28 protein-coding genes and 1 tRNA gene are annotated in these 26,995 nt (G+C 64.8%); 13 read left to right on the plus strand and 16 right to left on the minus strand.

Annotated features, from left to right (window positions below; genetic code table 11):
* Positions 1–31: 31 nt before the first annotated feature.
* A tRNA-Thr gene (locus ACQ651_RS08590) sits at positions 32–107 on the minus strand.
* 981 nt (positions 108–1,088) lie between these two features.
* On the opposite strand from ACQ651_RS08590, the gene ACQ651_RS08595 reads away from it, so the two are divergent.
* From ACQ651_RS08595 to ACQ651_RS08610, 4 genes are all read left to right on the plus strand, one after another.
* Entirely contained in the window at positions 1,089–2,753 is a 1,665-nt protein-coding gene (locus ACQ651_RS08595) for a sulfatase-like hydrolase/transferase (protein ID WP_430449038.1), read from the plus strand.
* Positions 2,746–4,863, plus strand: a complete 2,118-nt coding sequence (locus ACQ651_RS08600; RefSeq protein WP_430449039.1) for a TRAP transporter permease — start codon at positions 2,746–2,748, stop codon at positions 4,861–4,863. The genes ACQ651_RS08595 and ACQ651_RS08600 overlap by 8 nt, the downstream gene beginning before the upstream one ends.
* Complete coding sequence (locus ACQ651_RS08605) at positions 4,860–5,840, plus strand: TAXI family TRAP transporter solute-binding subunit (protein WP_430449040.1); 981 nt, start codon at positions 4,860–4,862, stop codon at positions 5,838–5,840. Before ACQ651_RS08600 ends, ACQ651_RS08605 begins: the two co-directional genes overlap by 4 nt.
* Before the next feature lie 196 nt (positions 5,841–6,036).
* Positions 6,037–6,912, plus strand: coding sequence for a hypothetical protein (locus ACQ651_RS08610; RefSeq protein WP_430449041.1), 876 nt, complete (start codon positions 6,037–6,039; stop codon positions 6,910–6,912).
* Positions 6,913–6,985: 73 nt separating this feature from the next.
* On the opposite strand, the gene ACQ651_RS08615 is transcribed toward ACQ651_RS08610, so the two are convergent.
* Positions 6,986–7,711 (minus strand): SGNH/GDSL hydrolase family protein, encoded by a 726-nt coding sequence (locus ACQ651_RS08615; RefSeq protein ID WP_430449042.1) that lies wholly within the window; start codon positions 7,709–7,711, stop codon positions 6,986–6,988.
* Positions 7,712–7,734: 23 nt separating this feature from the next.
* On the minus strand, positions 7,735–7,998 hold the full coding sequence (locus tag ACQ651_RS08620) for a DUF2312 domain-containing protein (protein WP_121897307.1): 264 nt from the start codon (positions 7,996–7,998) through the stop codon (positions 7,735–7,737).
* 134 nt (positions 7,999–8,132) lie between these two features.
* On the opposite strand from ACQ651_RS08620, the gene ACQ651_RS08625 reads away from it, so the two are divergent.
* Complete coding sequence (locus tag ACQ651_RS08625; RefSeq protein ID WP_121897209.1) at positions 8,133–8,348, plus strand: hypothetical protein; 216 nt, start codon at positions 8,133–8,135, stop codon at positions 8,346–8,348.
* Positions 8,349–8,672: 324 nt separating this feature from the next.
* Positions 8,673–10,472 (plus strand): gamma-glutamyltransferase, encoded by a 1,800-nt coding sequence (ggt, locus tag ACQ651_RS08630; RefSeq protein ID WP_430449043.1) that lies wholly within the window; start codon positions 8,673–8,675, stop codon positions 10,470–10,472.
* 62 nt (positions 10,473–10,534) lie between these two features.
* Here the strand turns inward: ggt and ACQ651_RS08635 are convergent, their stop codons facing one another.
* From ACQ651_RS08635 to ACQ651_RS08650, 4 genes are all read right to left on the minus strand, one after another.
* On the minus strand, positions 10,535–11,584 hold the full coding sequence (locus ACQ651_RS08635; protein ID WP_430449044.1) for an ABC transporter ATP-binding protein: 1,050 nt from the start codon (positions 11,582–11,584) through the stop codon (positions 10,535–10,537).
* 168 nt (positions 11,585–11,752) lie between these two features.
* Entirely contained in the window at positions 11,753–11,941 is a 189-nt protein-coding gene (locus ACQ651_RS08640) for a hypothetical protein (RefSeq protein ID WP_375552063.1), read from the minus strand.
* Positions 11,942–11,986: 45 nt separating this feature from the next.
* Entirely contained in the window at positions 11,987–12,235 is a 249-nt protein-coding gene (locus tag ACQ651_RS08645) for a hypothetical protein (protein ID WP_430449045.1), read from the minus strand.
* Positions 12,236–12,295: 60 nt separating this feature from the next.
* Positions 12,296–12,613 carry a TraR/DksA family transcriptional regulator gene (locus ACQ651_RS08650; protein WP_227287183.1) on the minus strand — a complete coding sequence of 106 codons (318 nt, stop codon included), beginning with the start codon at positions 12,611–12,613 and terminating at the stop codon, positions 12,296–12,298.
* A gap of 177 nt (positions 12,614–12,790) precedes the next feature.
* Here ACQ651_RS08650 and ACQ651_RS08655 point away from each other — a divergent pair, with 177 nt between their 5' ends.
* The 6 genes from ACQ651_RS08655 to ACQ651_RS08680 are packed head-to-tail and all read left to right on the plus strand — an operon-like array spanning position 12,791 to position 16,815.
* On the plus strand, positions 12,791–13,654 hold the full coding sequence (locus ACQ651_RS08655; protein ID WP_227287184.1) for an MBL fold metallo-hydrolase: 864 nt from the start codon (positions 12,791–12,793) through the stop codon (positions 13,652–13,654).
* A 15-nt stretch (positions 13,655–13,669) separates the two neighbouring features.
* On the plus strand, positions 13,670–14,098 hold the full coding sequence (locus ACQ651_RS08660; protein ID WP_227287185.1) for a YeeE/YedE family protein: 429 nt from the start codon (positions 13,670–13,672) through the stop codon (positions 14,096–14,098).
* 1 nt (position 14,099) lies between these two features.
* Positions 14,100–14,525, plus strand: coding sequence for a DUF6691 family protein (locus ACQ651_RS08665; protein ID WP_121897201.1), 426 nt, complete (start codon positions 14,100–14,102; stop codon positions 14,523–14,525).
* Positions 14,526–14,545: 20 nt separating this feature from the next.
* Complete coding sequence (locus tag ACQ651_RS08670) at positions 14,546–14,980, plus strand: TIGR01244 family sulfur transferase (protein WP_227287186.1); 435 nt, start codon at positions 14,546–14,548, stop codon at positions 14,978–14,980.
* Positions 14,977–15,867 carry a DMT family transporter gene (locus ACQ651_RS08675; RefSeq protein WP_430449046.1) on the plus strand — a complete coding sequence of 297 codons (891 nt, stop codon included), beginning with the start codon at positions 14,977–14,979 and terminating at the stop codon, positions 15,865–15,867. The genes ACQ651_RS08670 and ACQ651_RS08675 overlap by 4 nt, the downstream gene beginning before the upstream one ends.
* 33 nt (positions 15,868–15,900) lie before the next feature.
* On the plus strand, positions 15,901–16,815 hold the full coding sequence (locus tag ACQ651_RS08680) for a lysophospholipid acyltransferase family protein (protein WP_430449047.1): 915 nt from the start codon (positions 15,901–15,903) through the stop codon (positions 16,813–16,815).
* Here the strand turns inward: ACQ651_RS08680 and ACQ651_RS08685 are convergent.
* The 6 genes from ACQ651_RS08685 to ACQ651_RS08710 all read right to left on the minus strand — a co-directional run bounded on the left by ACQ651_RS08685 (position 16,812) and on the right by ACQ651_RS08710 (position 21,616).
* Positions 16,812–17,513 carry a DUF1223 domain-containing protein gene (locus tag ACQ651_RS08685; protein WP_375552058.1) on the minus strand — a complete coding sequence of 234 codons (702 nt, stop codon included), beginning with the start codon at positions 17,511–17,513 and terminating at the stop codon, positions 16,812–16,814. The two genes, ACQ651_RS08680 and ACQ651_RS08685, sit on opposite strands and share 4 nt — an antisense overlap.
* Positions 17,514–17,595: 82 nt before the next feature.
* The gene (locus ACQ651_RS08690; protein ID WP_375552057.1) at positions 17,596–18,045 is read right to left on the minus strand and encodes a methyltransferase family protein; all 450 of its coding nucleotides are present in this window, start codon (positions 18,043–18,045) and stop codon (positions 17,596–17,598) included.
* On the minus strand, positions 18,042–18,926 hold the full coding sequence (locus ACQ651_RS08695; RefSeq protein ID WP_430449048.1) for an FkbM family methyltransferase: 885 nt from the start codon (positions 18,924–18,926) through the stop codon (positions 18,042–18,044). The genes ACQ651_RS08690 and ACQ651_RS08695 overlap by 4 nt, the downstream gene beginning before the upstream one ends.
* 74 nt (positions 18,927–19,000) lie before the next feature.
* The gene (locus tag ACQ651_RS08700; RefSeq protein WP_430449049.1) at positions 19,001–19,834 is read right to left on the minus strand and encodes a glycosyltransferase family 25 protein; all 834 of its coding nucleotides are present in this window, start codon (positions 19,832–19,834) and stop codon (positions 19,001–19,003) included.
* A gap of 4 nt (positions 19,835–19,838) precedes the next feature.
* Entirely contained in the window at positions 19,839–20,867 is a 1,029-nt protein-coding gene (locus ACQ651_RS08705) for a glycosyltransferase (RefSeq protein ID WP_430449050.1), read from the minus strand.
* A complete protein-coding gene (locus ACQ651_RS08710; RefSeq protein ID WP_227287194.1) occupies positions 20,864–21,616 on the minus strand; it encodes a glycosyltransferase family 25 protein in 753 nt (250 codons plus the stop codon). Before ACQ651_RS08710 ends, ACQ651_RS08705 begins: the two co-directional genes overlap by 4 nt.
* 134 nt (positions 21,617–21,750) lie before the next feature.
* On the opposite strand from ACQ651_RS08710, the gene ACQ651_RS08715 reads away from it, so the two are divergent.
* Positions 21,751–22,581, plus strand: coding sequence for a glycosyltransferase family 25 protein (locus ACQ651_RS08715; RefSeq protein WP_430449051.1), 831 nt, complete (start codon positions 21,751–21,753; stop codon positions 22,579–22,581).
* Here the strand turns inward: ACQ651_RS08715 and ACQ651_RS08720 are convergent.
* From ACQ651_RS08720 to acnA, 3 genes are all read right to left on the minus strand, one after another.
* On the minus strand, positions 22,559–23,275 hold the full coding sequence (locus ACQ651_RS08720; RefSeq protein ID WP_430449052.1) for an SDR family NAD(P)-dependent oxidoreductase: 717 nt from the start codon (positions 23,273–23,275) through the stop codon (positions 22,559–22,561). The two genes, ACQ651_RS08715 and ACQ651_RS08720, sit on opposite strands and share 23 nt — an antisense overlap.
* A 33-nt stretch (positions 23,276–23,308) precedes the next feature.
* Entirely contained in the window at positions 23,309–24,109 is an 801-nt protein-coding gene (locus ACQ651_RS08725) for an arginine deiminase family protein (RefSeq protein WP_430449053.1), read from the minus strand.
* Positions 24,110–24,210: 101 nt separating this feature from the next.
* Complete coding sequence (gene acnA, locus ACQ651_RS08730) at positions 24,211–26,988, minus strand: aconitate hydratase AcnA (RefSeq protein WP_430449054.1); 2,778 nt, start codon at positions 26,986–26,988, stop codon at positions 24,211–24,213.
* Positions 26,989–26,995 lie beyond the last annotated feature (7 nt).

The following is a 26,995-nucleotide window of genomic DNA, read 5'->3' on the forward strand; positions in this document are numbered from 1 at the left end:
GCCTCGTAATCACATGTATTTATTGTAAAATTGGTGCCCCCACACGGACTCGAACCGCGGACCCTCTGATTACAAATCAGATGCTCTACCAGCTGAGCTATAGGGGCAAACCGTCTCTTAGTCTCTTCTCCGAGGATATGCAGCGGATATAGCAACCAATATCGAGCGGATGCAACGCAGAAAAAGCCGCAACCGTGCAGTCGCGGCTTTTCCACTTCATTAAAGAACCACCCCATCGCCCGCGCCACTACCGGGGCGAGATCTGCGAACATGAGCTTGGCGAGGGCCACCGCCTCAAACAGAATGGTTCTGGAGACTCCGTGGCCCATATCGGGCCTGGCTGGGAGAGGGTCGGCGTCTGCATCGTGTGGAAGACCTGTTTCGGGTGACTGGGCTGGAGCCTGTGCCGGGAGCCAATCTTCGCGACATCGCAATCGTCTATTCGGGCCGATCCGGGATTGCCCCGGACGTCGCACCATTGGTGGTCTTGCAAGCAGCCCTGCACAGCGACGGTCAGGACCTAGACGCGTTGATACGATCCTTCCCGGCTGAATGGTATCGGTGCCGACGGGAGAGGCATTTCCAGTTCTGGTTCGATTTCAGCCTGACGCAGAAAGCGCGATCGGAACAGTGTTCGTGGCACCGCAAGGTGGAGTAATATGGTTCCTAGGGGCAGAATGAGGCGGTCGGAACACCTGAGAAAGCCGGTCCGAGGACGCGGGCGTATGTACCTGACGCACAGTATGTCCAGCCGGTTTGTCTGTGTAGAGTTACGGCATCTCTGGCCGAACATCCCCAATTCCGGGTCGTAGTACCGCGCGTTGAGATATTGCAGCCCGGCATCGCTGTCATAGCGCTCGCCCGTTGCCCGGCAGGGGTTTGCCCGTCAAACCCCGAGAGGGGATGAATCCGAAACTCTCATCCGCCGCACCGCACACTGAGTTCGCCAGCCGCAAGGCGGGGTATTCCAAAAAGATATCGCAGTAGCTTTTTTGCACCTGCCCTGCCCGCGCCGGATGCACTAGGCTTCCTGCGACAGGGGTGGGACACCGCCCCGGGGGGAGAGCAGTGAGGGGGAGGACCTGCATGTGAACATTCTGTTCATCATGTACGACCAGTTGCGTTTCGACTATCTGAGCTGCGCGGGCCATCCGCATCTGCACACGCCGAATTTCGATCGTGTCGCGGCGCGCGGCGTCCGGTTCACCAATGCCTATTGCCAGTCGCCCATTTGCGGCTCCTCCCGGATGAGTTTCTACACCGGGCGCTATGCCTCGTCCCACGGGGCGCAGTGGAACGGCTACCCTCTCCGCATCGGCGAGATGACGATGGGCGACCATCTGCGCAAACTTGGCATGGAGTGCTGGCTGATCGGCAAGACCCATATGCGCGCAGACAAGGAGGGGATGGCACGGCTGGGGCTGGACCCGGACAGCATGATCGGCGCGCGCCAGTCGGAATGCGGGTTCGACGCCTGGACCCGTGACGACGGGCTTTGGGGACAGGGGCCCGACGGGTTCTATGACGAAAACCGCTCCCCCTATAACGAATATCTGAAATCCAAGGGCTATGCGGGCGAAAACCCATGGGCCGACTATGCGAATGCCGGGGTCGAGAATGGCGAGATCGCATCGGGCTGGATGTTCCGGAACGCCGACAAGCCGGCCAATATCCGCGAACAGGACAGCGAGACGCCGTGGCTGACGCGGCAGGCGATCGGCTTCATCGATCAGGCCAGCGGGCCATGGTGCGCACATGTCAGCTATATCAAGCCGCATTGGCCCTACATCGTGCCGGCCCCCTACCACGACATGTTCGGCCCCAATCAGGTACCCGCCCCGACACGGCACGACTGCGAGTTGGACGACACGCACCCGGTTTTCAAGGCATTCCTGGAGGGCAAGATCTCCACCGCCTTCCAGCGCGACGATGTCCGCGCGAAAGTGATCCCCGCCTATATGGGTCTGATCAAGCAATGCGATGATCAGCTCGGCGTTCTGCTGGACCATCTGGAGGCCACCGGCCGGATGGCGGACACGATGATCGTGCTGACCTCGGATCACGGTGATTATCTGGGCGACCACTGGATGGGCGAAAAGGACCTGTTCCACGATCCGTCGGTGAAAATTCCGCTGATCGTCAGTGACCCGCGCGCCGGGGCAGATGCCACGCGCGGCACGACATGCGACGCACTGGTCGAGGCGATCGATCTGGCGGCCACATTCGTCGAGGCGGCGGGCGGCGAGGTGCCGCGGCACATCATCGAGGGCCGCTCGCTGATGCCGTGGCTCCGGGGCGAAACGCCGGACTGGCGGGAATATGTGATCAGCGAATACGACTACGCGGTGCGGCCCTTCGCGGCGGATCTGGTCACATCCACGAAGGACGCGCGGTTGTTCATGGTCTTCGACGGACGCTGGAAGATGATCCATGCCGAGGGCGGATTCCGGCCGATGCTGTTCGATCTGCAAACCGACCCCGAGGAGTTTCACGATCTGGCGAAGACCGGGGGCCACGAGGACCGGATCGCGCAGATGTACGGCCATCTGAGGGACTGGGGCCTGCGCATGTCGCAGCGCGTCACCCGATCGGATGCGGATCTGGAGGCGATGCGCGGCAAAAGCCTGCGCCGGGGTATCCTGCCCTTCCTGTTCGACGGATCGGAAGTGCCGCCCGAACTCACCGAGACCTATCGCGGCCCGGCCCGGCAGATCCATCTGCCGCCGGATGCGGACACCGGGTCTCATGACTGATCCGACCGCAGGGGGTATCGCGCGGCCCCGGCCCGACGACCGGATCGCCGATCTGCTTGCAGTGGGTTTCGTTCTGGTGATCCTGACCTATGCGGCCAGCGGCCCGATCTCGGATTTCGTGCGCTGGTTCGTGGAGAGTACCACCGAGGGCTGGGCCGATATGAGCCGCCGCGATCAGCGGGTTCTGCTGCGCGAGCACTGGCTGGGCGGCGGCTATCGCGCGTTCGAGCGGGCATTTCTGCAACCCACCGGCCTGATCCTTGGCCTGCCCATCGTCTTCGCCTTCGCGATCTCGCTTCTGGCGATGCGCGACCCGGGCCGCCGGCGCTGGATGCACCGGCTGATGGCGATCGTGGCGACGGGCTGTTTCGGGGCGTGGATCGTCAAGATCTATGCCACCGATGCCGGGCTGCTGCCCTCGGCGGAGCCGATCGATTTCGTCGTTTTCCCGGTGATCATCGCGGTCACGCTGTACCTGACCTGGCGGCTCTTCGGGGCGTTCATCGCGATTTTCTGCATCTTGTGGGTGATCTATTTCTTCACCCGGGGCCTGCTGCCCGACTGGACGGGTATCCTCGCCGGGTCCGAGGCGACAGTCGCCCAGAACCTCAGGGCCATGGTTCAGAATTTCTGGGCGCAGACCGGGGGGCTGTTCGGCCAGCCGTTGCAGGTCGTCTCCGGCAGTGTGCTGATCTTCATCGTCTTCGGATCCGTTCTCATGGCATCGGGCGCGGGCGATCTGCTGATGAAAATCGCCAACCGGCTGACCGGCGGATTTGTCGGCGGCGCCGCGCATTCCGCGGTGGCCAGTTCGGCCCTGTTCGGAACGCTTTCGGGGGCTGCGGTCTCCAACGTGGTCTCCACCGGCACGATGACCATCCCGGTCATCAAACGGGCGGGCTTCAAGCCTCATTTCGCAGGCGCGGTGGAGGCCGCGGCCTCCACGGGCGGCCAGGTCATGCCGCCGGTGATGGGGGTCGTGGCCTTCTTCGTGGCCGGCCAGATCGGGCTTGAATACCGCTATATCGTGGTCGCCGCGATCCTGCCGGCGCTGTTCTACTATCTCGGTACCTTTCTGACCGTCTATTTTGAGGCGCGGCGTCAGGGCATCGGCGCGCTGCCCGCCGAGGCGCGCCCGCGGCTGGACCCCGGCGAACGCTGGCAATGTCTGGTGTTCATCATCCCGCTTGCCGTCCTGTCGACCTTTCTCTTCATCCAGCCTTCGGTGCCGAAGGCCGGGTTCTTCGGCTTTGCCGCGGCGCTGATCTCGGCGCTGGTGCTGTTCCCCGGTTTCCGCTCCCGCCGACAGATCTGGCGCGCCTTTGTCGCCGCGGGGCGGATGGCGGCCTCGATCGTGACGATCGTCGCCGCGATCGGGCTGATCGTGGGGCTGATCCAGCTGTCGGGCTTTGCCGGGCGTCTTTCGCTTCTGCTGGCGCAACTGGCATCGGGGCCGCTCTTCGTGGTGCTGATCGTGGTGGCGCTCGGCTCCATCGTGCTGGGAATGGGCCTGCCGCCGGGCGCCACCTATTTCATCATCGTCATCGCGCTCAGTTCGGGGATCGAGGCTGTGGGAATCCCACCCCTGTCTCTGCATCTTTTCGTGGTCTTTTTCGCGGTCATGTCGACGGTCACGCCGCCTGTCGCGCTGGCCGCCTTTGCCGCCGCACCCATCGCCGGCGCCGATCCGATCAGGACCGGGTTCGCCGCGGCGCGGATCGGGATCGCGGGGTTCCTGATCCCGTTCGTCTTCGTCTACCACCCGGCATTGCTCTACAAGTTGCAGGTGCTGTTCGAATGGTTCGGCGGGGAGCCCGCCAATTCCCGTGCGATGATGGATGCCGCCGAGATTTCCTGGGCGGCGCTTGCCTGGATCATTGCCGCCTTCACCCTGTCGCTCTGGCTTCTTGCCTCGGCGCTGGCCGGGCAGGAGGCGGCGCGGCTGACCCCGGTCGAACGGCTCTGTCGTGCCGCCGCCGGATTTGCGGTGCTTGTGCCCCACGCGGCCATCGCGGCGCCCGCCGCGGCCATTGGCGCGGCACTTGTCGCCATCCACCGCATCAGAAACTCACAAATCCGACCCACGGATCATCAGGAGAAGACGACATGACCCATTTCATCAAGGCCACCGTTCTGGCGGCGGCGCTGGCCGGCGGGCCGGCACTGGCCGAGGATCAGAAGCTGCGCATGGCAACCATCGCCCCCAGCCTTGGTCAGGCGATCACGATGGCCACGTTCGCCAATATCGTGAATGACAATCTTGACGGGATCACGATCGAGGTTGCGGCGGGCGGGGCCGCCACGTTGCACCAGTTGGAGGTCGGGCGCGGCAATCTTGATTTCGCCATGACCTCGCCCACGATCTATGCCCTGCTGCAAGGCGGGCGGGCCATGTACCAGAACGAGGCCGACGCGCCCCAGGCGGCGGAAAACCTGCGCCTGCTGATGTGGTATCCTTACGGCAACTACCACTTCGCGGTCCGCGGCGACAGCGACATCCAGACGCTTGACGATATCGAGGGTGCCACCGTCTTTCTGGGCCCCCAGGGCGGCGGTGCCTATAACGCCGCCAGCCGCTGGATCGAAGCCACGACCGGCCTTGTGGTGGGCGAGGATTACGAGGCGATCAGCGCCAACTGGCAGACCGGGTTCCAGTCCTTCCTCGATGGCAATATCGAGATGTATGTGAATGGCTGCCTCGACCCATGCCAGCAGTTCATCCAGTTCACCGAAACCGAAACCGTCCGCTTCATCGGCCCCGAAAGCGCCGAGGGCGAGGCGGTCACCGATTTTCTCGGCACCTTCCGCTGGATCGAAATGGTGGAGCCGGGCCTCTATGAAAACCAGCTGAACGAAACGCCGGTGATCTCCATGAACACATCCGTCGGCATCGGCGTGCGCGGCGATCTGGACGAGGAGACCGTGTATCAGATCACCCGCGCCTTCTGGGAAAACCTGGACCAGATCAGCAGCGATGCCCCTTGGGTGGACGGCATCGATATCGACTTTGCCGTGCAGCAGCTGGGATCGATGGAACTGCATCCCGGCGCCGCGCGCTACTACCGCGAGGTCGGCGCGATCGAGTGATCTGTCGCAGGCCGTGGCCAGCCCGAGGTCGCGGCCTGCCTTCCATAGGCCTGGCGCGCGCCTCCCCTTGCCCGGCCCGTAGACAGCCCTTCGGCGCGGCCCGTCAGCATCGCCTGTCAGCAAGGGGGTTTGCGTCACGTCCGGCGCGTGTATAGGTTTGGCCGCAACGGAAAAACGCGGTTTGGGTTTGTCAGTAATGCAGGTTGTCTATCACCTCGGCGCGCCATGCACCGATGAAGATCAACTGATCCAATCGCTATTGAAAAATCGCGTCGAACTGGCCCGGAGCGGAATCGTCGTACCGCCGCCCGGGCGCTATCGCGCCGTGATCCGCGATGCGTCGCGCGCGCTGAAGGGCGCGCCCGCCTCCAAGGACGTTCAGGATGCGCTGCTGGATGCCATCACGGAGAGCGACCGGTGCGACCGGCTCGTCCTGTCGGATCCGCGCTTCATCTGCATCAACCGGCTGGTCGTTCAGGGGGCACAGATCTGGCCGATGATCGAACGGGAGACGACCAAGCTGCGCAATCTCTTTCCCGATGCGCAGGTGGAGTTCTTCATCGCCATGCGCGATCCCGCCACGCTGATCCCGGCGATGTTCAACGCCTCGCGCTTCAACGATTTCGACGAGTTCACCGAAGGGGTGCAGCCCAGGGGCGTCGCCTGGTCCGAGATGCTGCAACGGCTGAACCGCGCACATCCCGATTGCCCGATCACGGTCTGGAACAATGAGGATACGCCGCTGATCTGGGGGGAGATCCTGCGCGAGATGGCGGGGCTTGGCCCGGGGGAGGTTCTCGACGGCGTCGACGACCTGCTGGAAAAGATCATGGAACCGGCCGGGTTCAAACGGATGCAGGCCTATCTGGCGCAGCATCCGCCCCAGACAGAGATGCAGAAGCGGCGGATCGCGGCGGCATTTCTCGACAAGTTCGTTCTGGAAGAGGCCTTGGAGGAGGAACTCGACGCACCCGGCTGGACGGAGGGTCTGATCGAGGAGATCACCGCGCATTACGAGGCGGATATGGATCACATCGCGGCCATGCCCAACCTGACCTATATCACCCCGTAAACGCGACCTGCCCGCGACCGGCCCCGCGCCGTCAGACACCGAAGAGTGCCCCGCAAAGCCCGCTGGCGCGCCTTCAGGTCTGGTCGGGAGGCCAGTCCGCCCGGATATGTCCGGCGACGATTTCCGCCCATTTCGCGTAGACATCCGGGCCCGGATGAAACCCGTCCGGCGCCATCAGGGCCGCGTCCATCTCGAAGCTGAGCGGGATGTAGCGGGTCCGCATATCCGCCGAGGCGAGGCGCCGGATGTGGACATCGAAACGTTCCGCCCGCCGGCCCAGCACCCATCTGAGCGGCTGCGGCAACAGCGGAAAGTACCGCACCGGCGGCAGACCGGAGAGATAGATCAGCCGCGCCCCGAAGCGTGTTTCCAGCAGGTCGACCAACGCGGCCTGCCGCACAAGCCATCTGCGAAGCGGCACGAGCTTTGTCACGTCATTCACGCCAAGCGCCACGATCGCGATATCGAAGGGGCGCGGGGCCGGGTCCTGCCGCGCCAGCCGGTCCAGCGTATCCTGCGTGGTCGCGCCCGTTTTCGCGATCAGATGCCAGTGAACCTGATACTCGCGGGACAGCGCCGCGGCCAGTTGCCCGGACAGCGCCTGATCCTGCGTCGCGACGCCGACGCCGGCGGCTGAACTGTCCCCCGCGATCAGGATCCGCAATACCGGCCCCTGCCCCACCTGCGCGCGGCGCGGACCGTCGGGTTCCGGCAGGTTCAACGCCTTTTTCCGGGTCCAGATCGCCTGCCCCGCCAGAAGCGGGAACAGGGCCACGCGAGCGAAGAGATCAAGCGCCATTCATCCCCCGGAGCAGGCCTTGCCTAGCGCATGCCAAGCGCTTCCTTGTACATTTCCAGAACCGCCTCTTCCTCGGCGATATCGTCGGGCTCGCGTTTGCGCAGCGCCACGACCTTGCGCAGGATCTTGGTGTCATAGCCACGCCCCTTGGCCTCGGCCATGACCTCCTTCTGCTGATCGGCGATATCCTTTTTCTCCGCCTCCAGCCGCTCGATGCGTTCGATGAACTGCCGCAGCTCGTCGGCGGTCACACGGTAGCTGTCGGATTGGGGGGCGCTGTCGTCCATCATGTCATGGGCCTTTGCGTTTGGAGGATCGGGCAAAAGCTCTACCCTTCTGTCCGTGGGCCCGCAAGAGAGGCTGGACCTGTGCCAGGAAATTGCGCAAACTGAATGCCCGCAGCGAATAGGAAATACGCCTCATGGAAGTGTTGATCTGGATTGGAACCGGTCTTGCGGCTCTGGGGCTTGTGGCCATCGTCTATTGCATCGTCGCGGCGATCTCCGCAAAGCGGGCCAACCTTTCCGATGACGAACTGCGCGCGCGCCTGCAGCGGGTCGTGCCGATCAATATGGGTGCGGTTCTGGCATCCGCGCTGGGCCTGATGACGGTCGTGATCGGCGTTTTTCTCACCTAGGCTGCGTACTGTCCGGCCCGGGCTTTGCACGCCATCGCATCCTTCACAACGCCGCGAAGATCCGGGCCAGCTGACAGGCCATAGTGCCGGCAACGCGGACCTGTCACGCTCCGCAGGCATAGCGACCCGGCTATCGCCCGCAGGCGGCCTGTGCCGCGCCCTGTTTTCAGCCTGTCACGGAAAGGCCTGCCGGTCAGTCTCTGGCGCGGTCTTGAGCCGCGTCACTACCGGCCCGCGCGGGTCCGCCGCCAGCGCGCCATTGCCTTGCGGGGCGGTTTGACGCAGGCTCTCCCCACATCATCCCCAGAATGAAAGGTGCCGCCCATGCCTCGCCTCCTCCCTTCCGCCACAGCGCTTGGCCTGATCCTCTTTACGGCCTCCGCGCTTGCCCAGCAGGCGGCCGATGCCGTCGCACCGGAGATCGCGACCGAAGCGGGGGCCATGGCGCTCTCGGAAGCGGCCCTTGCCGCGATGGCCGCACGCGATGCGGGCCAGCCTGCAACGGCCGAAAACTGGATGCTTGCCGCTGCCAACCCGCTGGCGGTGGAGGCCGGGGCCGACGTGCTGCGCGCCGGGGGCACCGCCGCTGATGCGATGGTTGCCGTACAGGCCGTTCTGGGGCTGGTGGAGCCGCAATCCTCGGGGCTCGGCGGCGGGGCGTTTCTGGTCTGGTACGACGCGGCCACCGGCGAGATCACAACCCTCGACGGGCGCGAAACAGCACCACTGGCCGTGACACCCACCCTGTTTCAGGACGAAAACGGCGAACCGCTGGGCTTTTTCGACGCGGTGGTGGGCGGCCTCTCGGTGGGAACGCCCGGCACACCCGCCCTGATGGAGGAGGCACACCGGCGCTGGGGCCGCGCCAACTGGGGCGGGCTCTTCGACGCCGCAATCGGCCATGCCGAAGACGGGTTCGCCGTCTCCCCACGGCTGGCCGGGGCCATCGCCAATGATGCGGAGCGGCTCTCCACCTTCCCGGCGACGGCGGCCTATTTCCTGCCGGATGGCGCCCCGCTGGCCGAGGGCGCGCTGCTGAGGAACCCCGCCTATGCCACGACGCTTCGCGCGATGGCCGCGGGCGGGGCGGATGTCATCTATTCCGGTCCGATCGCGGAAGGCATCGTCGACACCGTCCGCAGCGCCGAGGGCAATCCGGGTCTTCTGTCCTTGCGCGATCTGGAGATTTACGAGGTGGTCGAACGCGCCCCGGTCTGCGTGACGTACCGCGCGCATGAGGTGTGCGGCATGGGTCCGCCGTCCTCCGGCGCGCTGACCGTGGGGCAGATCCTGGGCATGGCCAGCGCCTTCGATCTGGCCGCGCTCGGCCCAGACAGCGTCGAGGCATGGCGGATCATCGGCGACGCCTCCCGGCTCGCCTTCGCGGACCGGGGCCGCTACATGGCCGATAGCGACTTCGTGCCGATGCCGACGCAGGGGCTGGTGGACCCGGACTATCTGGCCGAGCGCGCCACGCTTCTTGAGGGCGATGACGCCCTGCCCGAGGTGGCCCCGGGAGAGCCCGCCTGGGATCACGCGTTTCTCTGGGCCGATGACCAGTCGCTCGAACTGCCGTCGACCAGCCACATCTCGATCGTCGATGGCGACGGCAATGTGCTGTCGATGACGACGACCATCGAAAACGGCTTCGGCGCGCGCCTGATGGCGCCGGGCGGGTTTCTCCTGAACAACGAGCTGACCGATTTCTCGTTCCGGACCCATGCCGATGGCCGCCCCATCGCCAACCGGATCGAGCCGGGCAAGCGCCCCCGCTCCTCGATGGCGCCGACGATCGTGCTGCGCGACGGCGCACCGGTTCTGGCCGTGGGCTCCCCCGGGGGCAGCCGCATCATCGGCTATGTGGCGCAGACCATCATCGCCCATCTGGATTGGGGCATGGATGTGCAGCAGGCCGCCGCGATGCCCCATCTGGTCAACCGGTTCGGCACCTATGATCTCGAAGAAGGCACCAGCGCCGTCGAGATGGAAGGCCCGCTGACCGATCTGGGATACGAGGTGAGTATCCGCGGCCTGAACTCCGGCATCCATGTGATCGCCATCGGCGAGACCGGGTTGCAGGGCGGTGCCGATCCGCGCCGCGAGGGCATCGCCCTGGGCGAATAACCCCGTCAGCGCTTCCCCCGCGTCTGCCGCGCAGGCATGGGGGAAGTCGCTCCCTGCGGGGCTCAATCCAGGCGCGCGCCGGTCTCCGCATGAAACGGGTGGCAAATGTCGGACGGCACCGAAATGCCGACCTGATCGCCGATTTCCGCGCGATAGTCTTTCGACGCCTTCACCGCGACCAGCGCGTTGCCCGCGCGTACCGTGACCATGGTCGCATCGCCCAGAAGCTCCATCGTGTAGACCGGCGCGTTGATCTGCCCCTGCCCCGCGGCGGTCACCGCCGCATCCTCGGCCCGGAACCCGAGCGAAACCTTGCCCGCGCCGGCGCTCAGACCGCCGATTTCGACATTTCTGCCGCGGAAGGTTCTGCCATCGATCTGCCCTTCCATCAGGTTCATCGCGGGGTTGCCGATGAAACCCGCCACGAAGGTGTTCGCGGGCCGGTCATAGATATCCGTCGGCGTGCCCACCTGCTGCACCACCCCGGCCTTCATCACCACCACCCGGTCCGCCAGTGTCATCGCCTCGATCTGGTCATGGGTGACGTAGATCGTCGTGACCTTCAGTTCGTGGCTGAGATTCTTGATCTGCGCGCGGGTCGATACCCGCAGCTTCGCGTCGAGATTGGACAACGGCTCGTCCATCAGGAAGACCTGCGGCTCGCGTACGATGGCCCGGGCAAGCGCCACGCGCTGGCGTTGCCCGCCCGACAACGCCGCCGGTTTGCGGTGCAGGAACTCGGTCAGTTCGACCATCCCGGCGGCTTTCCTCACCCGTGCGTCATGCTCCGCCTCGGGCACCTTGCGCACTTTCAGCGGGAAGCGGATGTTCTGGTAGACATCCATATTCGGATAAAGCCCGTAGGACTGGAACACCATGGCCACGTCGCGATCCTTGGGGTCAAGCGTCGTGACCTCCCGGTCGCCGATCCAGATCTCGCCTTCGGTCGGGTCCTCCAGGCCCGCGATCATCCGCATCGTCGTGGTCTTGCCGCAGCCGGAGGGACCAAGCAGAACCAGGAATTCCCGATCCGGGATCACGAGATCGAAATTGTCGACACCGATGAAACTGCCCCAGCGCTTGCAGACATTCTTGAGCCGGATTTCCGCCATGGTCCCGCACCTCCAAGGGTCGCAGATCATCTAGACAGGCGCAGCCGGATCCGGCAACCATTTTTGCATAGGAATGCAACGGGCCTGGGCACGAAAAAAGACTCATCAGGCAACCTGAAATCCGGTCGCCCTTCCGAGGGCAGGAAGATTTTCGCGCCAGAGGCGGTGTCAGACAGGCATGTCGTTGAACAGATCGTCCAGTCTGTCATCTTCGTTGGATTGGGTCTTTTTCGCCTGCTCCGCCAGCTTGGAGCGTTTGGCAACCGTCGTATCGGGCTTTCGCTCCCCGTCTCTCTTTTGCTTGCGCAATTCCGTATGTGCGCCCTCTTTGCGGTCGTCCTTGGATGTCTCTGCCATGGCAGGTTTTCCTTTCTCTGGGGCCCGTCCCTCGCCGTCGGTCGTTCAGATGGGCAAGGAGTTGATCGCCGCGCGATAGGTCACGCGACGGATCTGTCGGGCGTTTTCCGGATCGGTGTCCCGCTCCGGCGTCAGTTCGGCCATTCGCAATTGTGCATCCGCCGCCAGAACCTCCCGCTGCCAGTCCACATAATTACGGATAAGCCGTTTCTGGACCGCCGTGCCGGCATTGCGGCTGGTCAGAAAATCGAAAAGAGCAGCCTCCATTTCGGTATCGGGTCGTTTCGGTGCCATTGAATTTCCCCCCTTGCAGGCACCTCCCCCGTGCCTGCATCGAATTGCGTTCCGCTTTTCCTACACCGCGCATTTCCTGCAGAATGGCGTGAAAGGCAAAAGATCCAACCGCTCTTCCGAGATCGCCTCATCGCATTTGGTGCACAAACCGTATTCGCCCGCCTCGATTCGTGCCAGCGCGGCCTTTATCTGGCGGATTTCCGCCTGACCGCTGACGCCCATCTGCTCCAAAACCTCGTCGTCTTCGCGCTCGGTCGCCAGCTCCTCCCAATCCTTCGATTGATGGCTGTCGAGCTCGTCCTCGATTTCGTGCAGCCGCTCTTCGAGATCGGCCAACCGGTCGAGGAGCTGTTGTTTACGCCTTGCCAGATCGGTCATGGAATTCCCCCAATTGAAGGGGCTGCGCCCGTTCGCAGCGCTGGCCCGACCCCGATCCTAGCGCCGCCCGACGGGGCCAGCTTTGACCTCGATCAAGCCGATCTGCAGAGCGGCCTTGACCTTCGCGGAAGAAACCCAACATAATTGACAATGCCAACTTATATGATGGAGAGACCGATGCACCCAGAGATCACACCGTTTTTTGACGATGCGACCAATACCGTGTCCTATGTGGTGCGTGACCCGGGCGGCAAGGCTGCCGCGATCATCGACAGCGTGCTGGATTTCGACCAGCCGTCCGGCCGGACGACAACCGACAGCGCCGACGAAATCGTGGCCTTCGTCAAGGCCGAGGGGCTGGACGTGCAATGGGTTCTGGAAACCCATGTTCATGCCGATCACCTGAGCGCGGCCCCCTATCTGCAGGAGCAGGTGGGCGGCAAGATCGGGATCGGCAAGAACATCACCATCGTGCAGGACACCTTCGGCAAGATCTTCAATGAGGGCACCGAATTCCAGCGGGACGGCAGCCAGTTCGACGCGCTTTTCGCCGATGGCGACAGCTTCCATGTAGGCCAGATGCGCGGCGATGTGATGCATACACCCGGGCATACGCCCGCCTGCATGACCTATGTGATCGGCGATGCGGCCTTTGTGGGCGACACGCTGTTCATGCCCGATTTCGGCACCGCGCGCTGCGATTTCCCGGGCGGATCGGCCAAGGATCTCTACAACTCGATCCAGCGCATTCTGGCCCTGCCCGATGAAACGCGGGTCTTCGTCGGCCATGACTACAAGGCGCCCGGGCGGGACCAATACGCCTGGGAAACCACGGTGGGCGAGCAAAAGGCGCTGAACGTGCATATCGGCGAAGGCCGCCCGATCGAGGAGTTCGTCCAGATGCGCGAGGAACGCGATGCCACCCTGGGCATGCCGCGCCTGATCCTGCCGTCGTTGCAGATCAACATGCGCGCAGGCCAGATGCCCGAGCCGGAAGACAACGGAACCTCGTATCTGAAGCTGCCGCTCAACACGCTCTGAACCGAAAGTGCCATCATGGAAATCCAGTATCTTTACGGCCTGCTTGGCGGGCTGATCATCGGTGCGGCAGGGGCGCTTTACCTGCTGGTCAACGGCCGGATCATGGGCGCGAGCGGGATCCTGGGCTCGGTCGTCGACGGGTCGGCCGCGGGCGATGACCGAACCGAAAAGCTGGCCTTCATCGGTGGGTTGGTGGGCGCCCCGGCCCTTGTGGCGCTGGTCTTCGGCGCAAACCCCACCAATCTGTCCTCCAACATTGCGGTGATCATCGCGGCGGGGCTTCTGGTGGGGATCGGCACGCGGATCGCCAATGGCTGCACATCCGGCCATGGCGTCTGCGGCATCTCCCGGCTGTCGCTGCGCGGGATCGTGGCGACCGTGTTCTACCTGCTGGCCGGCGGTATCAGCATGGTGCTGTTCCGCCATATCCTGGGGGTGATCTGAGATGCGCAGTGTTGTGGCCGCGCTTGCGGGCGCTCTCTTCGGTCTGGGCCTGATGCTGTCGGGCATGACCGACACCAACCGGGTTCAGGGCTGGCTGGATATCTTCGGCGCCTGGGATCCGACACTGGCCTTCGTTCTGGGCGGGGCGATCCTGCCGATGGCGGTGGCCTGGCGATTGACCCGGGCCACCGCGACGCCGGCGCTTGGCACGGCCTTTCCGCCGCCGCCGGAGCCGAAACTCGGCCGAAATCTGGTGATCGGCTCCACGCTTTTCGGCGCGGGCTGGGGCCTTGCGGGTCTCTGCCCCGGCCCGGCCATGGCGTCGCTTGCCTGGGGCGGATGGGGCGGTGCCCTCTTCCTTCTGGCCATGGTAGCGGGCATGGTGGCGACACCGCCGCTGCGTCGGCGGTTTTCCAGTTTGGCCTGACAGAAAGGATGACCTTGCAGATGGACCTGCGACCGATCACCGAAACCTACTCCGTTGCTCCGCAACTGGAACCGTCCGACATGCCGGCACTGGCCCAGGCAGGCGTCAGCACCGTGATCTGCAACCGCCCGGACGCGGAAAACCCACCCGCCCTTCAGGCCGCCCAGATGCAGGCCGCGGCCGAAGCGGCTGGGATCGCCTTCGTCTTCAACCCGATCATCGGCGGCGGGATGACCATGGACAATGTGGAGGAACAGGCCGACGCGATCGCCGGCGCGGACGGGCCCGTGGTGGCCTATTGCGCCAGCGGCAACCGCAGCAGCATCGCCTGGGCCCTGACCAAAGCGGGCCAGATGCCGACCGACGAGATTCTCGCCGCGGCCCGCGCCGCGGGATACAATCTCGACGGCGTCCGGCCCCAGATCGAAGCCCTGGCGGAACAGTCGAAGGGGTGAACCGCTTCACGCCGACGGCGCAAGGCATTCTCTACATGCTGGCCGCGATCTTCCTGTTCTCGGCCATGGACGCGCTGGCCAAGCTGCTGACCGGCCGCTTCGACGTGTTGCAGGTGGTCTGGGCCCGTTATGCGGGCCAGACGCTGGTGGTGATGGCCGTCCTCGCCCCGCGGCTGCGTCTGCTCATCGGCACCCGGCATCTGGGGCTTCAACTGCTCCGCTCGGGCTTCCTCTTCGCGGCGACGGTCTGTTTCTTCACCTCGCTCAGCTTCATGAAAATCGCCTCGGCCACGGCGGTGATGAACATCCATCCGGTCCTTCTGACCCTGGGAGCCGCCCTGATCCTGCGCGAAGCCCTCGGCCCGCGCCGGATTTTCGGGATCGCGGCGGCGATGACCGGGGCGCTGATCATCATCCGGCCCGGATCGGACGTGTTCACGCTTGCGGCCACCCTGCCCCTGCTCGGCGGCGTGTTCTATGCAAGCTATGCGCTCAGCACCCGGTTTCTGGGCCGCGACGAGGGCATTCTGACCTCGTTTCTCTATACCGCGCTGATCGGCACGGTGGTGGCCAGCGCCATCGTGCCCTTCGTCTGGACACCGCCCGATCTGGCCGATCTGGGGCTGTTCCTACTGTTGGGTATCGTCGGCGCGGGCGGGCAGTTTCTGCTGATCAAATCGCTTACCGTCGCCGAAGCGGGCGCCGTGGCGCCGTTCGGCTATGCCGGGGTGATCTTCGCCACGTTGTGGGGGCTTTTCGCCTTCGGGGAAAGACCCGACGCCATGACGATTCTGGGTGCGCTTGTGATCATCGGAGCCGGCGTCTATGTCTGGCACCGCGAAACCCGGGCCCGGCGCGCGCCTCTGGCCGCGCCATCGGCCCGCTGAGCCCGCCTTGAGAGGATTCCGAGAGATATGGGCGTGTCCAATGCGCAAAGCTTCACCCCACGGGACTGGCTGACCGACCGCGCCGCGCGCGGGCTGATCGGGCTGGCCCGCGCCCTGCCCTATCGCTGGCGGGTGCCGATGATGGGCTGGCTGATGCGGCGGGTGGTCGGCCCGGCAACCGGCGCGCGCGGGCGCGCGCTGGCCAACCTGGCCCATATCTGGCCCGACATGCCCGACGACCGCGCGGCGCGGATCGCCACCGCCGTTCTGGACAATACCGGCCGCACCCTGATCGAGAATTATTCGACCGCGGGCCTTCTGTCGCGCGCCAAGAGCTGGGAGCCGTCGGGCCCCGGTCTGGCGGCCCTGGCCGACGCGCGCGCGGCGGGGCAGTCCCCCGAGCTGCTCATCACCGGGCATTTCGGCAATTACGAGGCGGCGCGCGCCGCGCTGACGGTGCGGGGCTATTCCATCGGCGGGCTCTACCGCCCGATGAACAACGGATACTTCAACCAGCACTACATTGCGACGATGAAGGGGTTCGGCGGTCCGGTCTTTCCCCGTGGTCCCAAAGGGGTCGGCGGGTTCGTCAAGCATCTGAGATCGGGCGGTCAGGGCGTCCTGCTGATCGACCAGTATTTCGCCGCCGGGGAACTTCTGGACTATCTTGGACAACCCGCGCCGACATCGCTGTCTGCCGCCGAGATGGCGCTGAAATACGACGCGCTGCTGATCCCGTTCTATGCCCGGCGGCAGGCGAATGGCCTGGATTTCGACGTGACGCTGGAGGCCCCCGTCGCCCATGGCGACCCGCGCGCCATGACGCAGGCGCTGAACGACAGCCTGTCGGCCCGGGTGCGCGAGACGCCGGAGCAATGGTTCTGGGTTCACCGCCGATGGAAACCCGGGCGGCAGGCCCGCTACTTCCCGAAAACAACCGACGCCTAATCCAGCCGGGCCGCGCCCAGTATCGCGCCATAGCCGCTTGTCTGCACGATCACCGCCAGCGGGGTTTCATCCTGCGGCCGGACGCGCGACTGGAAAACGCCCGCCCCGTCCCATTCGCCGATCACCTGCCAGGAGGTGACCACATTGTGATACTCGGCGACCTGGCCCGCATTCTCACCGCGGCTGATATTCACCTCTTCGTGGGGAGAGTATCCGACAAGCTGGACAACCATCATCGGGCGCGGCGGGGGCATGCCGGTTTCCGCCCGCACGACATACTCCGCCCCCTGCCGGGTCACGACGATCTCGACCGGGTTCGGTTGCGCACGGTGCAGGTTGATCAGATCGGCCACATTCATCGGCCGGTATCCCACCACATGATCGACGCCGCCGATGACCATCTGCGGCGTGTAGACCACGGTGGAACCGGCGGCATGCCCGTATCCGTGCTGGCGGGCGGTGTATTCCGGGGTCGCGAAGGTGTCCGCCCAACCGATGTAGTCCCAGTAATCCACATGCAGGCTGAGCGCGAGAATGTCCTCCCGTTGGGCCAGTTCGCCCAGAAGCGCATCGGCAGGCGGGCAGGACGAACAGCCCTGCGAGGTGAACAGTTCGACCACCACAAGTTCATCTGCCTGTACGGCTGCCGCAGGCATCAGCCCGGCGCAGGCCATCAGGAAGGACAGTATCAGCCGCATGGGTCGCCTTTCGTCTTGGTGTTGCCCGACATAGCTAGCCGTCTGCGTCGCCGGTTGCCAATCAAGGATTTGCGAGACGGCGTTACAACCAGCGCCGCGTCTTCTGCAGATAGCGGCGGGCCTCCAGCCCAAACGCCGCGATCAGGCGCTCCTCTTCGGGCTCGATGAAGCGTCGGGTCAGGACAGCCATGAACAGAACCGGCAGCAATACCGGGCTGAGAACGCCCAGCCAAAGCACGAATCCTGTCAGGATCATCAGCATACCCAGATAGATCGGGTTGCGGGAATAGGTGTAGGGGCCCTCCACAATCAGGACCTGCGGATCGTGATGAGGCTCGATCGTGGTTTTCTTGCGCGCGAACCAGATCGCCGACCACACGATCAGCGCCAGCCCCGCAAGCGCCAAGACACCGCCCGCACCCCGGAACACCGGCCCGAACGCCGTGACCAGAGGCAACGCGCGCGCCAGAAACCATGCGAGGAAAAGAAACACCGCCAGCCAGACCGGCGGAAGATCGGGAAAGCCTTTCATGGCTGACGGGCCGTATTGCGATAGATCGCCGTTACCCGCCGAAACTGCGCTTCGACAAGACGGAAGCCGCGCTCGGCAAGAAAGCTGTTGACCTCGACGAAGGTGTGCTGCTGCGCGCGGCCGCGCTCATATCCGCAATCGACGGCGACATAGTCGATGTTCTGCAGGCTTGCTTCGGCGCCGGCAAGGACTTCCGGCTCGGCTCCTTCGGCCTCAAGCTTGAAGATGTTCGGGCCGGCTGCATCATCGATATGAACGGCATCATCCAGTCTCACGCCCTGAACCTGCGTCGCGCCGGTGCTGGCATCCATTTCGAAGATCGAGCCATCGCCCGTGTCCGGCTTGCTATGGAATGTCAGCATCGCGGGCTCTTTCCAGAGCGCGGCACGATGTGTGTCAGCGCGGCCGTCAAAATTGTTCAGATCGCAGCATCGCGCCTCGGCAGGTTCGGGTTCGAACGCCACATAACGCATTCCGCGGCTCCGCGCCCAGAATCCCATTTCTCCGACATTAGCGCCGCAATCGATGAATGTGCCGCCTCCGGGGATGTCCAGCCGGTCGATCTGATACTGTCTGACCAGATCAGTGATGCCTGCCTGCACCCCGCGCCGGTAGCGACGATGCCGGCCCCGGCGACAGATATGGATAGCCGCGTCGGCATCGCTGACAAGCAGCGTTCCGCCAGTTCCGTGCAGCCTGACCCGATGTTTGTATCCGCGCAGGGCGGAAACCAGGTTTACCCCCGCGCAATATGCCGGGAGCGGAACGGAATTGAGCAGCGAAATCAACTTGTCTTCCGGCGCCAACTGCATATCCCGTCCCTGGTTTTGCGCGCTCATAACACGGTCGACCAAGGGTTGAAACCGGCGCGCTACAGGCATCGCACTGAAATCCGCCCACCGCAACCCGAGCCGCCGCATGGGGTCGGAACGCCCGACCGGGAAGCGGGGCAAGGTTAATCCGCACCCTTCGCATCCAATGTGTCGCCTGGTGTTCCGATACGGATCTCCGGCCAGTCCTCTGCCGGAGCAATATGCCGGCGGCTGGCCGTGAATACCCTTGGAACCTGTCGCAGGCCCATCCGTATCTGCGCCATGATCCGTCGCCCTCGGAACCCGTATCTCCGGAGCGTCGAATACCCCTCCATGGCGGCCGGCTTGCGCACCGCGTCGATGAGAGAGGTCGTGGGGATCGCTTGCGGCACATCATAGGCCGCGCACTGGTCCAGCTGGATCGCCTGCGCCGGATCCGCTTGATAGCTGGCCATGTCGTAAGTCGCGCTGATGATCGCGTCGGAGGGTCCGCCAGCCGTGGCGGCGTGGCGCAGGAGTTTCCGCGCGCCGGCCGGTGTCACCACATAGGCCGCGGATCCGGTCCGGTCCTGCCAGAGCCGCCGGATCGGGGCCGCCGGATGCGGCACGCGGGCCACCAGTTTCTTTCGTCCGCGGGTTTCCAGACTGATATGCTCCACACCGTCCAGCCCGTCGACCGCCTGCAGAAATCCGGGCAGGACACTGGCCAGAACCGCGTCATCCTCCAGCACCAGACAGGGTGCATCCAGCGCCAGAACCCTTCGCCAGGCCGCCATATGGGACGCGCAAAGCGCCATTTCCGTCACCCGCAACGGGCGCTGCCAGCGATGCCAGACCGGATCCGCCGCCGGCGGGCTCAGCGTGGCCGGGGTGACCGCCTCGATCCGCTCCCAGTCGAACCCGAAATGCCGCATCTGGGCGGCCATGAACGCCATTCGGTCCGTGGCGGCGGCCATGTTGATGATCAGCACGCGCATCGGCTCAGTACCGCCCGCCGAAAATCTCGAAATACTGATCCAGCACCCGATCCTTGGTGAATTTCGCCTCAAGCGTGGCGGTGCCCGCGGCCACCAGATGCGCCGCCAGGCCCGGCTCCTCCTTCACCCGCGAAATCGCCGCCTTCATACCCGCCACATCGTCGATCTCGACAAGCAGGCAATCCTGCCCGTCCGTCGCGAACCAGCTTGGCCCTTCGGAGCGTGTGGATATGGTCGGCACCTGCGCCTTCCAGCTTTCCAGAATGACGTTGCCGAGCGGTTCATGGCGCGATGGCATCACGAAAACATCGCAGGCGGCGACATGATGCATCGGTTCATCCACCCAGCCCAGAAACCGGGTCCGCTCGGCCAGGCCCACTTCCGAGACAAGCGCCTCAAGCTCCGCGCGCCGTTCGCCCTCGCCCACCAGCCACAGCCAGGCATCCGGGATCTGCGCGGCCGCGCGGATCAGAACATCGAACCCCTTGCGATGCACGAACCGGCCCGAGCCGCAGATCACGAAGGCATCGTCGGGCGTGTTCACCGAAGCCCGGTCGACCGGCACCGGCGTCACCTCGCGGGCGAAGTTGGAAACCACGAGCGCCGGTTTCCGCCAGCCCAGATCGCGGCAGGCCTGCGCGATGCCCGGCGTGTTGCCGACGATCAGGTCATTGTGCCGGAAATGCCGCAAATGGCGCGGGTAGTCGCCCAGACGGGTCAGCTTGACCGCGCCGGGATAGTTCGGGATCAGCCGGGAGGAGCGCGACATCCACGCCATGATCACGTCCGGCCGCCAATCGCGGATCATCCGATGCACCCGCCAGGTCAGCAGGGCCGAGCCGGGCGAGATGCGGCGATAATGGCTCTCGATGATCGGCCCAAGCGGCGCGATCTCGTGCTTCCAGATCCGGTCTGGCCGTGTGACGAACCGCTGCTCCGCGCCGCGCTCGCCGAAGCCTTGCACCAGGTTGACGAAAAACCGCTCCGCCCCGCCGTCCTTGCCGAAATGCATGTGCAGGATTTTCTTGCTCATTTCGCCCGCCCTCGCGTTCGGCGCAACTGCCATTCATACCGCATCTGATAGCGCAGGTTATGCCACGCCTGCCCAAGACGCGATCGGTCTGAGCGCATCGCCCGGCGGGTTTGCCCGATCGTTCCGGTCTCCGCCTCCTGATCGCCCACTTCAATCGGCGGCGGCGTGATGAGTGCGACGCGCAGACCCGTTTCCCAGAAGAACTTCTGGTCCTCGTCGACAGGCCTGAAGACTGGCAGCGCGCGGGCCACGAGCCGCTCAGCACCGGCTTTCGTCACGCCATAGCCGATGAGGCAGGTCGGTACGCGGTAAGGCGTGCCGATGGTGAAGGGCCCAAGGGGCGCCGTGTCCAGCATCTTCGGTTCCGCGTCGAAGGAGAACAATTTGACCATGTCCCAGCGCTCCTGAGGCATGCTCAACAGGCGCAGGGCTTCCCCCAACCGTTCATTGGCCGCGAAATCATCCTCGAAGATGAACCCGCCCCCGGCACTGCCCTCGGCAATTCCGCGCCACGCTTCGATATGGCTCAGATAGCACCCGATTTCGGGGGGCACCAAAGGGTGCTTGGCGTCGCGCCGATTTCGTTCAGCGTCGTAAACCTCCGCCAGCTCCGCCTCGCTCAAGGTCCAGCCATTCACGCCCTCGATCCGCAGCCATGGCAGATCCTGAGCCTCCAGCTGGCGGGTGCTGTTCTCCATCCGCCGGGTGTTGGCGGCCAGATTGATCACATAGGAGGGCCAGGGGTCCATGGGCAAACGGGCCTTATCTCGCGGAAAGACCCGCCCATTTATGCGCGGTACGGCGTGAAAACAACCCAAGCCAGCCGGGCTTGCCCCGCCGCCCCGGTTCATGACAGAAGGCGCGAGCAAAATCGGCCGGACCCATGCCCCAGACGCTGCCAGCTTTCGTGATCAACCTCGACCGCCGCCCTGACCGGCTGGAGCGGATCGGCGAGCATCTGGCGGAACGCGGGGTGTCCTTTCAGCGGGTTCCGGCCTGCGATGCCAGATCCGTCGCCGAGGAGCGGATCGCGCGCGTCGTCGCCCCCCATGGCCCGCTTGGGCAACTGGGTCAGGGCGATCGCGCCTGTACCGTCAGCCACACGCTCGCCTGGGAGCAGTTTCTGGAAAGCCCCGCCAGCCACGGGATGTTTCTTGAGGACGACATCTACCTCGCGGGGGATCTGATGCAGATCCTGGCGCATGCTGACTGGATCCCGCCCGAAACCCATGCCGTGAAGCTTGAGAAATACGGCGACGGCGCCTCCCGGCTTTTGCTTGGGCGCAAGATCGGGCAAACACCCTCTGGACGGGCCTTGCATCCGATGTGTTCACGCCATGTGGGCGGCGGCGCCTATATTCTTTCGCGCGCCGGCGCCCGGGCCGCGCTGGACTGGCGCGGCCGGATCCGCGTACCGGTGGACCATTTTCTCTTCAACGACACGGTATCCCCTTTGCGCCGGGTGCTCAGACCCGCGATGGTGGTGCCCGCCATGGCGACGCAGCGCGCCTATGACTACAATTCCGACATCGCCGCTCTGGGCAAGGCGGTCCGGCCAAAGGGCTGGCGCAAGACGCTGCGAACGCTCCGCCGGGGCGGCAACGAGATCAACCAGTCGCCGCGCCAGATCCTGCAATATCTGACCGGCCGGGCCCGGCTGATGGATGTGGAGTTTGCCGAAACACCGCCCGCTACAACTGATAGCCGCCGCTGACGCCCAAGATCTCGCCGGTGATGAACCCGGCCTCCTGCGACAGCAGGAAGGCCACTGCCGCGGCAATATCCTCGGGCCGGCCGACCCGCCCGAGGGGCGTTTCCGCAATGATCTTGTCCACAATCTCCTGCGGGCGCGGCCTCTCCTCCAACTCGATCAGGCCCGGTGCGACGGCATTCACCCTGATGCCGAGCTGCCCGAGGTCGCGGGCATAGGCACGCACCGCCCCGTCCAGCCCCGATTTGCTGGCCGCATAGGCGGCGGCGCCGGCGGGCGGGCGCGTCGCATTGATCGAGGAGATCGCGACAATCGCGCCGCCCTCGGGCAGAACCGCCCGCGCCGCATCCATCATGGCAATCGGTGCTGTCAGGTTGATCTCGATCAGCGCCCGGTGCGCGGCCGTCACCCCGCCGACGGGCCCCTCGGCCTTGCCCGCCGCATTGCAGACGATCTCGTCCAGCCGGCCCATGCGTTCGGCCACATCGCGGACCAGCGCCTCCGCCGCACCGGGCTGGCTCAGATCGCAGGGCAAGGCCTCGACCCGCTCCCCCAGCTCCGCCACCAGCGCACGCGCCTCGGCTTCGCGGCTGAGATAGGTGAACACCACCCGCCGCCCGTCCCGCGCCATGCGCCTGACGATCGCGCGGCCGATGCCGCCCGCTGCGCCTGTAACCAAACAAACCCGATCAGACATTGCCACCTCCTTCATTAGCAGAGCATCGCTGCTCTAGAGTTTCACCGGCAGGGAATACCTGAGCGACAGACAGGACAATCCCCCATCGAGCAGGGCCGCCTGCGACATCGGCAGTTGCCGGATCTCGTATCCCGCCCGGTCCAGCCGCTCCGCCGTCTGCGGGAACCCGTCCGACAGGAACACCGGCGCATTGAACCGGATCGCATTGGCCGCGCCCTCTTCGCCCGACGCGGTCTCGATCACGCGGTAGCCGCCGAAACAGCCCGTCGCGGCCAGACGCGGCGACGCGAGGATCGTCTCCGGATCCAGAAGGCTGCTTTCCGTCTTGAAATGCAATATCTCCGCAGGCGTCTCGACCACCCGCATCCGATAGCCGAAATCTTCGACGATCGGGCGAAGCGCGGCGACACCGGCCGCATCCGTGCGGGCCGAAAGACCGACCATCACCTCCGTATCCGAACACAGAATGTCGCCGCCATCGACGTGGCCGTGGCCGCCTAGGTCGCGGATCTCGGGGAACAGGCGCGACAGATCGAGGCGAAGTGCCGCCACCTCTCCGCGACGGGTCGGGGCTTGCGGTCGCAGAAGGATCGCGACACCCCCAAGGCAGAGCGCCGGATCTTCGATGAACACACCGTCGGGAAAGGCCTCCTGCGGCTCCAGAACGGTGACCTCTGCGCCGGTCCGGCGCAACGCGGCGACATAGGCCGCATGCTCCCGCGCGAAGAGATCCTCATCGGGCGCCCCCCGGTCTTCGGCGCGCAGCCCCGCGGTCACCGACCGCGATGGCGCGCGGCACAGCGCATGGGTGAAGGTGATCGAATGCCCGCTCATCATGGGCCATCCTGCCCGCCACAGCCCCGGTGGCAAGCCCCAAACGAAAACAGCCCCGGCACGGCGGCCGGGGCTGTTTCCCGTAATCTTGTATCAGAACCTCAGGCCACGCGGGCCAGGTCGCGCAGGACGTAATGCAGCACGCCGCCATGCTCCACATATTCCTTCTCGATCGCTGTATCGATCCGGCATTTGAGCTGGATTTCCCTGGTGGAGCCATCCGCGTAGGTGATCGTGCAGGGCACGATATCCTGTGGTTTCAGATCGCCCGCCAGCCCGGTGATCGACACGGTCTCGTCGCCTTTCAGGCCAAGGCTCTTGCGGGTGTCGCCGCCCGTGAACTCGAACGGAATCACCCCCATGCCGACGAGATTGGAGCGGTGAATACGCTCGAAGCTTTCGGCGATCACGGCCTTGACGCCCAGAAGGTTGGTGCCCTTCGCGGCCCAGTCGCGGGACGATCCGGCCCCGTATTGCTCCCCGCCGAAGATCACCAGCGGGGTGTCGGCCTCCGCATAGGCCATGGCCGCGTCGAAGATCGAGGTCTGCTGCCCGTCGGGCCCGAGCGTATAGCCGCCTTCGACACCGTCCAGCATCTCGTTCTTGATCCGGATATTGGCGAAGGTGCCGCGCATCATCACCTCGTGATTACCGCGCCGCGCACCGTAGGAGTTGAACTCCCGCACCGGAACCTGACGTTCCACCAGATACTTGCCCGCCGGTGTCGTGTCCTTGAACGACCCCGCGGGGCTGATGTGGTCGGTGGTGATCATATCGCCCAGAATGGCCAGGATCTTGGCGCCCTCGATATCCGAGATAACGCCGGGCTCCATCCCCATGCCCTGGAAATAGGGCGGGTTCTGCACATAGGTCGATTGCGGCGGCCAGTCATAGGTCTGGCTGTCGGTCGTTTCCACGCCCTGCCACTTCTCGTCCCCCTTGAAGACATCGGCATATTTCGACTGGAACGCCTCCCGGGTCACGGTCTTCTCGACCAGTTCGGCGATCTCGGCCTGGCTCGGCCAGATGTCCTTCAGATAGACATCGTTGCCGTCCTTGTCCTGACCAAGCGGCTCGCGGGTGATATCCACGTTCATGTCGCCCACCAGAGCATAGGCCACCACCAACGGCGGGGAGGCCAGATAGTTGGCGCGCACATCCGGGCTGATCCGGCCTTCGAAATTGCGGTTGCCCGACAGCACCGAAACCCCGATCAGGTCGTGGTCGTTGATGGCCTTGGAGATCTCCGGCGCAAGCGGACCGGAATTGCCGATGCAGGTGGTGCAGCCATAGCCCACGAGGTTGAAGCCGATCGCGTCCAGATCTTCCTGAAGCTCGGCGGCCTCCAGATAGGCGGAGACGACCTGGCTGCCCGGCGCAAGCGAGGTCTTCACCCAAGGCTTGCGGTTCAGGCCCAGTTGCCGTGCCTTGCGCGCCACCAGCCCCGCGCCGATCATCACATACGGGTTCGACGTGTTCGTGCAGGAGGTGATCGACGCGATGACGATGGAGCCGTCATGCATCTGATAGGCGCCGCCCTCGGCATCGACATAGCCGCGCCTGTGATGGCCCTCGTCGCCGGGGATCGCGACGGGTTCCGGCGCGCCGCCCTCGCCTTCCCAGCGGATCTCCTCCTTCGGGCCGGCATCCTTGCCTTCGCGCTCGCCCTTCACATAGGCCGTGAAGGCTTTCGCGGCGGCATCAAGGGCAATGTGATCCTGCGGGCGCTTCGGGCCGGAAATCGCGGGCACGACCGTGCCCATGTCCAGTTCCAGCGTGTCGGTATAGACCGGCGCATAGCCCGGGTTCCGCCACATGCCGTTTTCCTTGGCATAGGCCTCCACCAGCGCGAGCGTGTCTTCGTCCCGCCCGGTCTGGCGCAGATAGCGGAGCGTCTCGTCGTCGATCGGGAAGAAGCCGCAGGTCGCGCCATATTCGGGCGCCATGTTGCCGATCGTCGCCCGGTCGGCCAACGGCACGTTGTCCAGCCCGTCGCCATAGAACTCGACGAACTTGCCGACAACGCCCTTTTCGCGCAGCAACTGGACGACCTTCAGAACCAGATCGGTCGCGGTGGTGCCTTCGACCATCTTGCCGGTCAGCTTGAAGCCCACGACCTCGGGGATGAGCATCGAAATCGGCTGACCCAGCATCGCGGCCTCTGCCTCGATGCCGCCCACGCCCCAGCCCAGAACGGCAGCGCCATTGACCATCGTGGTGTGGCTGTCGGTGCCGACGAGCGTATCGGGGTAGGCGACCATCTCGCCGTTCTGATCCTCGTCGGACCAAACTGTCTTGGCCAGATATTCCAGGTTGACCTGATGGCAGATGCCGGTGCCCGGCGGCACCACGCGGAAATTGTTGAACGCGGACTGGCCCCACTTCAGGAAGGTGTAACGCTCCATGTTGCGCTCGTATTCGCGGTCCACATTCATCTGGAAGGCGCGCGGGTTGCCGAACTCGTCGATCATGACCGAGTGATCGATGACCAGATCGACGGGGTTCAGCGGATTGATCTTTTCAGGATCGCCGCCAAGCGCCACCAGCCCGTCGCGCATCGCGGCCAGATCGACCACCGCCGGGACCCCGGTGAAATCCTGCATCAGCACGCGGGCGGGGCGATAAGCGATCTCGCGGGGGTTCTTGCCGCCCTGGGCCGCCCATTCCGCGAAGGCTTTGATGTCATCCACGCTGACCGTCTTGCCATCCTCGAAGCGCAGCATGTTCTCCAGAACCACCTTCAGCGCGGCGGGCAATTTGGAGAAATCGCCCAAACCCGCGGCTTCGGCGGCGGGGATCGAATAATAGGCGTAGGACTTGTCGCCGACTTTCAGCGTTTTGCGTGTGCCGGATGAATCGTGTCCAACGGTGATGGGCATGGGCTAA

It is taken from the genome of Rhodophyticola sp., assembly GCF_965284195.1.
In the GTDB taxonomy this organism is placed as follows: Bacteria; Pseudomonadota; Alphaproteobacteria; order Rhodobacterales; family Rhodobacteraceae; genus Rhodophyticola.